This window comes from Komagataeibacter kakiaceti JCM 25156, from assembly GCF_000613305.1.
Map to the genome: position 1 here is coordinate 1 of NZ_BAIO01000159.1, position 4,725 is coordinate 4,725.

Annotated in this window: 2 protein-coding genes and 3 pseudogenes; all 5 read right to left on the reverse strand. The window is 65.2% G+C overall.

Annotated features, from left to right (window positions below; translation table 11 throughout):
* Positions 1 to 104: 104 nt before the first annotated feature.
* The 5 genes and pseudogenes from JCM25156_RS32085 to bioB all read right to left on the reverse strand — a co-directional run bounded on the left by JCM25156_RS32085 (position 105) and on the right by bioB (position 4,594).
* Positions 105 to 1,564 (reverse strand): annotated as a pseudogene (locus JCM25156_RS32085) (SulP family inorganic anion transporter).
* Between the two features lie 34 nt (positions 1,565 to 1,598).
* Positions 1,599 to 2,125, reverse strand: a pseudogene (locus JCM25156_RS23125) (6-pyruvoyl trahydropterin synthase family protein).
* Positions 2,118 to 2,855, reverse strand: coding sequence for a 7-cyano-7-deazaguanine synthase QueC (gene queC, locus JCM25156_RS09525; RefSeq protein WP_025812889.1), 738 nt, complete (start codon positions 2,853 to 2,855; stop codon positions 2,118 to 2,120). Before queC ends, JCM25156_RS23125 begins: the two are co-directional and overlap by 8 nt.
* Position 2,856: 1 nt before the next feature.
* On the reverse strand, positions 2,857 to 3,492 hold the full coding sequence (gene queE, locus JCM25156_RS09530; protein WP_025812890.1) for a 7-carboxy-7-deazaguanine synthase: 636 nt from the start codon (positions 3,490 to 3,492) through the stop codon (positions 2,857 to 2,859).
* An 83-nt stretch (positions 3,493 to 3,575) separates the two neighbouring features.
* Positions 3,576 to 4,594 (reverse strand): annotated as a pseudogene (bioB, locus tag JCM25156_RS23130) (biotin synthase BioB).
* Positions 4,595 to 4,725: the final 131 nt, after the last annotated feature.

Genomic DNA, 4,725 nt, shown 5'->3' on the forward strand with positions numbered 1-4,725 from the left:
CTCGTCCGTTCCGGCGGACCCCTTCGCCCAGCCCGCGCCCGCGCACACCAAATAGAACACGGCCACACCCCGATCCCGGCTTTCGGGCCGGAGGGTGGCGGCGGTCAGCCCTGTGATTGCAGGGCGGTATGGCGTTCGAGCAGGGACGAACTGGCGCGGTTCAGCCCGGTCAGTTGCACCTGCTTGCCCTGCGCTTCCAGCCTGCCCACCAGTTCCTCCAGCGCGCCCACGGCCGTCATGTCCCACAGATGGGCCTGTGTCAGGTCGATGGTGATGGTGCGCGCCGTGTCATGCAGGTCAAAGGCATCGGTAAAGCTGTCGGATGAGGCGAAGAAGACCTGCCCGTTCACCCTGTAGGCCCGGCTGGCGCCATCGGCGGAAAGCGTGCTGCTGACCGAGAGCATGCTGGAAACCTGAAAGGCGAAAAACAGCCCGTTGAGCAGCACGCCCACCGCCACGCCCGCCGCCAGGTCATGCGTGCCGACAACAACCGCGACGGTCGCGAGCATGATGACGCTGGTGGTGCGCGGGTGATGCGCCAGATCCCGCAGCGATGACCATGAAAATGTGCTGGCCGATACCATGATCATGATCGCGACCAGCGCCGTTACCGGCACCTGCGCCACCCACGGCCGCAGCACGACCATGAGCAGCAGCAGGAAGGCCCCCGCCACGAAGGTGGACAGGCGGCCCCGCCCGCCATAGCGCAGGTTGCCCACCGTCTGCCCGATCATGCCGCAGCCCGCGATGCCGCCAAACAGGCCGACGGCGATGTTGGCCACGCCAAGACCCACGCATTCCTGCCGTTTGCTGCTGTGGGTTTCGGTCATGTCATCCACCACGCGGGCGGTCATCATGGATTCGAGCATGCCCACGCTGGCCATGGCCAATGCGTAGGGCGCGATGATCTCAAGCGTGTCGAGCGACAGCGGCACATCCGGCCAGATGAGGTGCGGCAGGCTGTCGGGCAGGCGCCCAAGGTCGGCCACGGTATGCAGCGGCATGGGATAGAGAATGGATACCGCCGTCAGCACCACAATGCAGATGAGGGGCGAAGGAATGGCCGAGAAGACACGCGGCACGGAATAGATGATGACCAACCCCAGCGCGATCATGGCGTAGCTGTGCCACGTTACATGCAGCATATGCGGGATCTGCGCGGAAAAGATCAGGATGGCCAGCGCGTTGACAAACCCGGTGCGCACCGGCGCGAGACGTAGCGCATGAGCACATGCAGCCGCAGGATGCCGAATACGACCTGCAACAGACCGCACAGCAGGGTTGCCGCCAGCAGGTACTGCACGCCATGCGCGCGCACCAAGGCCGCGGCCACAAGGGCGACCGAACCCGCGGCGCCCGAGATCATGCCGGGCCTGCCGCCGGTCAGGGCGATCACGACGCTGATGACAAACGACGCATACAGCCCGACCGCCGGGTCCACGCCCGCCACGAATGCGAATGCAATGACTTCAGGAATCAGCGCGAACGTCCCGACCATGCCGGCCAGCGTGTCGCGTGTGATGTTGCCAAACCATTCCTGACGGTAACGGGCAAAAGCTGACATGGGTGGGGCGGAGCCTTTCAGCGGTGGAGATGGATCAGATATCGGCAATGGTCATGTCGGCGCGTTGCCACCAGCAGCGCGCGGCGGGACGTGGTTGGGGCAGCACGGCCAGCGGGTCGCCGCTGTAGCGGACGGTGTTGGTGGGCGTTTCCTCGATTTCGAGGGTGGCGCAGGTCAGTATGCCCCCGTCATGGGCAAGAAAGGTGTTCAGCTTGGCCATGAGCAGGCAGGCCAGCAGTTCGGTCGTGGGGTCGCCGGGTGTGACCAGTATGCGCTGGGCGCGCTGTGTTCATGCCGGGCGAACCAGTCCAGCAGGGGGTCATGTTCGGCCAGTTGCAGCGCGTGATCGACATGGCCGTCTATGAAGCCATGCCACGTTTCCTTCGCGCGCTGGAACGGCAGGACCATGTTGGTGTGGCCGTCCAGCGGCCGGGGGTTCGTGGCGCGCAGGCTGGCGCGGACATATTCGTTATGGCCGTGGGGCAGGGCGCAGCGTTCGCTCCCACCGGCCAGCAGGCGGTGCGCCATGGAAAAACGCCGCGTAAAGACCAGCTCAAACATGGTGGTGTTCCGCCACGAACCGCTCCCAACCCGCCTTGCGCAACAGGCAGGCCGGGCAGGCGCCGCAGCCATGACCCCATGCGTGCGGCGTGCCGCGCGTGCCGATGTAGCAGCTATGGCTTTCATGGTTGATAAGCCGGACCAGCGCGTTACCGCCAAGCCGGAGGGCCAGTTCCCATGTCTGGGCCTTGTCGATCCACATGAGCGGCGTATGGATGATGTAATGGCTGTCCATGCCCAGGTTGAGGGTGACCTGAAGGGACTTGATCGTATCATCCCGGCAGTCGGGGTAGCCTGAATAATCGGTCTCGCACACGCCGGTCACGATATGGCGGATGTTGCGCCGGGCCGCGAGGGCGGCGGCGAAGGTCAGGAAAATCAGGTTGCGACCGGGCACGAAGGTATTGGGCAGCCCCCCCTCGGCCATGGCGATTTCGGATTCACGGGTCAGCGCGGTATCCGATACGGCCCCAAGGGCGGCCAGATCGAGCGTGTGGTCCGCGCCAAGACGCTGCGCCCATGTGGGGTTTTCCATCGCCATGCCGTCACGCAGCGTGGCGCGACAGTCCAGTTCGACCGCGTGGCGTTGCCCGTAATCGAAGCCCAGCGTTTCCACCCGGCCAAAACGCGACAGCGCCCATGCAAGGCAGGTGGCTGAATCCTGCCCGCCGGAGAACAGGACCAGCGCGGCTTCGTTTTCAGGATGGGAAGGGGGCGGGGGAACGCTCATGTCAGGGTATCCCGATCAGCTTGTGGGTCTGCAATGATAGACGCCATTGCGGATGATGCATGCAGTAATCGACCGCCGCGGCGGTATTGGTATCACGATGGGCGTCATCCATCGGCTGAAGCCAGAACTGCCTGAAATCCAGCCCCGCGACCTGATCGGGTGGCAGGTCCGGCTGCGGGTAGACGAGCTTCAGTTCATCCCCGCCTTTCAGCACCAGGGTCGCCCCGGCCTTGGGGCTGACACACAGCCAGTCGATCCCGGCGGGCGCGGGAAGCGTGCCGTTGGTTTCCACCGCGATTTCAAAATGCAGCTCGTGCAGCGCGGCGATCAGCGGCGCGTCAAGCTGGAGCAGCGGCTCCCCCCCGGTAAAGACGACAAAACCCGGCCCGTCGCCGTGTCCGGGCCAGGCGGCGGCTATGGCCTTGGCAAGTTGCGGGGCTGTTGCGAAGCGCCCGCCGCCTGTGCCATCGGTGCCGATGAAATCCGTGTCACAGAACCGGCAGGTCGCCTTTTCACGGTCCCGTTCAAGGCCGGACCACAGGTTGCACCCCGCGAAACGGCAGAATACCGCCGTGCGGCCAGCCTGCGCCCCTTCCCCCTGAAGGGTGGGGAAAATTTCCTTTACCGTGTAGGACATGTTCCAGATTTCGTAATGCGCGCGACCGGACAGGGCCTGCGCGGGAAAATGCCCCTGCCGGCCCCGCGCCGGCTGCGTCGGGTTCAGCCCTGTTTATGGGATGTATGCATGCCCAGCCGGTCAAGCAACTGCCGGTCGCGCGTGGCGGCGGGATTGGGGGTCGTGAGCAGCGTTCGCCATAGAAAATGGAATTGGCCCCCGCCAGGAAGCACAGGGTCTGGGCTTCGTCGCTCATGTCCTCGCGCCCGGCGGCAAGACGCACGCGGCTGGCGGGCATGGTGATGCGGGCGGCGGCGATGGTGCGCACGAATTCGATCGGGTCCACCGTCTCATCCGCCTGTTGGGCCAGCGGCGTGCCTTCCACGCGCACCAGCATGTTGATCGGCACGCTTTCGGGGTGCTGGGGCAGGGAGGCCAGGGCCGCGATCATGCCCGCGCGGTCGGTGCTGTCTTCCCCCATGCCCACAATGCCGCCACAGCACACATTGATCCCGGCGTCACGCACGTTATCGAGCGTGTCGAGACGGTCCTGGAACGTACGGGTCGAGATGATGTCACCATAATATTCGGGCGAGGTGTCGATATTGTGGTTGTAGTAATCCAGCCCCGCCGCCTTGAGCCTGTGCGCCTGCCCGTTATCGAGCATGCCCAGCGTCACGCAGCTTTCCAGCCCCAGCGCCTTCACGCCCTTCACCATGGCGCATACGGTCTGCAGGTCGTGGTCCTTCGGGCTGCGCCATGCCGCCCCCATGCAGAAGCGCGTTGCCCCGGCGGCCTTGGCAGCGCGGGCTTCCTTCAGCACTTCCTCCACCGCCATCAGGCGGCTGGCCTTGACGCTGCCGTCCTCATGCTGCGCGCTCTGCGGGCAGTAGGCGCAGTCTTCCGGGCAGCCGCCGGTCTTGATCGACAGCAGGGTGGAAATCTGCATTTCCGTGGGGTCGAACCGGGCGCGATGCACCGTCTGTGCACGGTAGAGCAGGTCGGGAAAGGGCAGCGCCATCAGGGCCGCGACCTCGTCACGCGTCCAGTCTGTCCTTACGGGGGGCAGGCTGGTCTGGCCAGCGTGCGCGTGCAGGGTGTCCGGGCGGCTCCCATCGGGCATCGGTCGTGATCCTCTGGCGGTCATGATGTGAAAAACCGTTCTGCCTGTGCCATATAACCGGGCCGAACACCATCATATTTATAATTTATGGCACGCCACGACGCGACCGGGGCGGCGGGCCGCCCCGGTGC

What these genes read in the sequence shown, in the direction of transcription:
- queC (WP_025812889.1), bottom strand. Translation starts at nt 2,855, where the DNA reads ATGAGCGTTCCCCCGCCCCCTTCCCATCCTGAAAACGAAGCCGCGCTG.
- queE (WP_025812890.1), bottom strand. Translation starts at nt 3,492, where the DNA reads ATGTCCTACACGGTAAAGGAAATTTTCCCCACCCTTCAGGGGGAAGGG.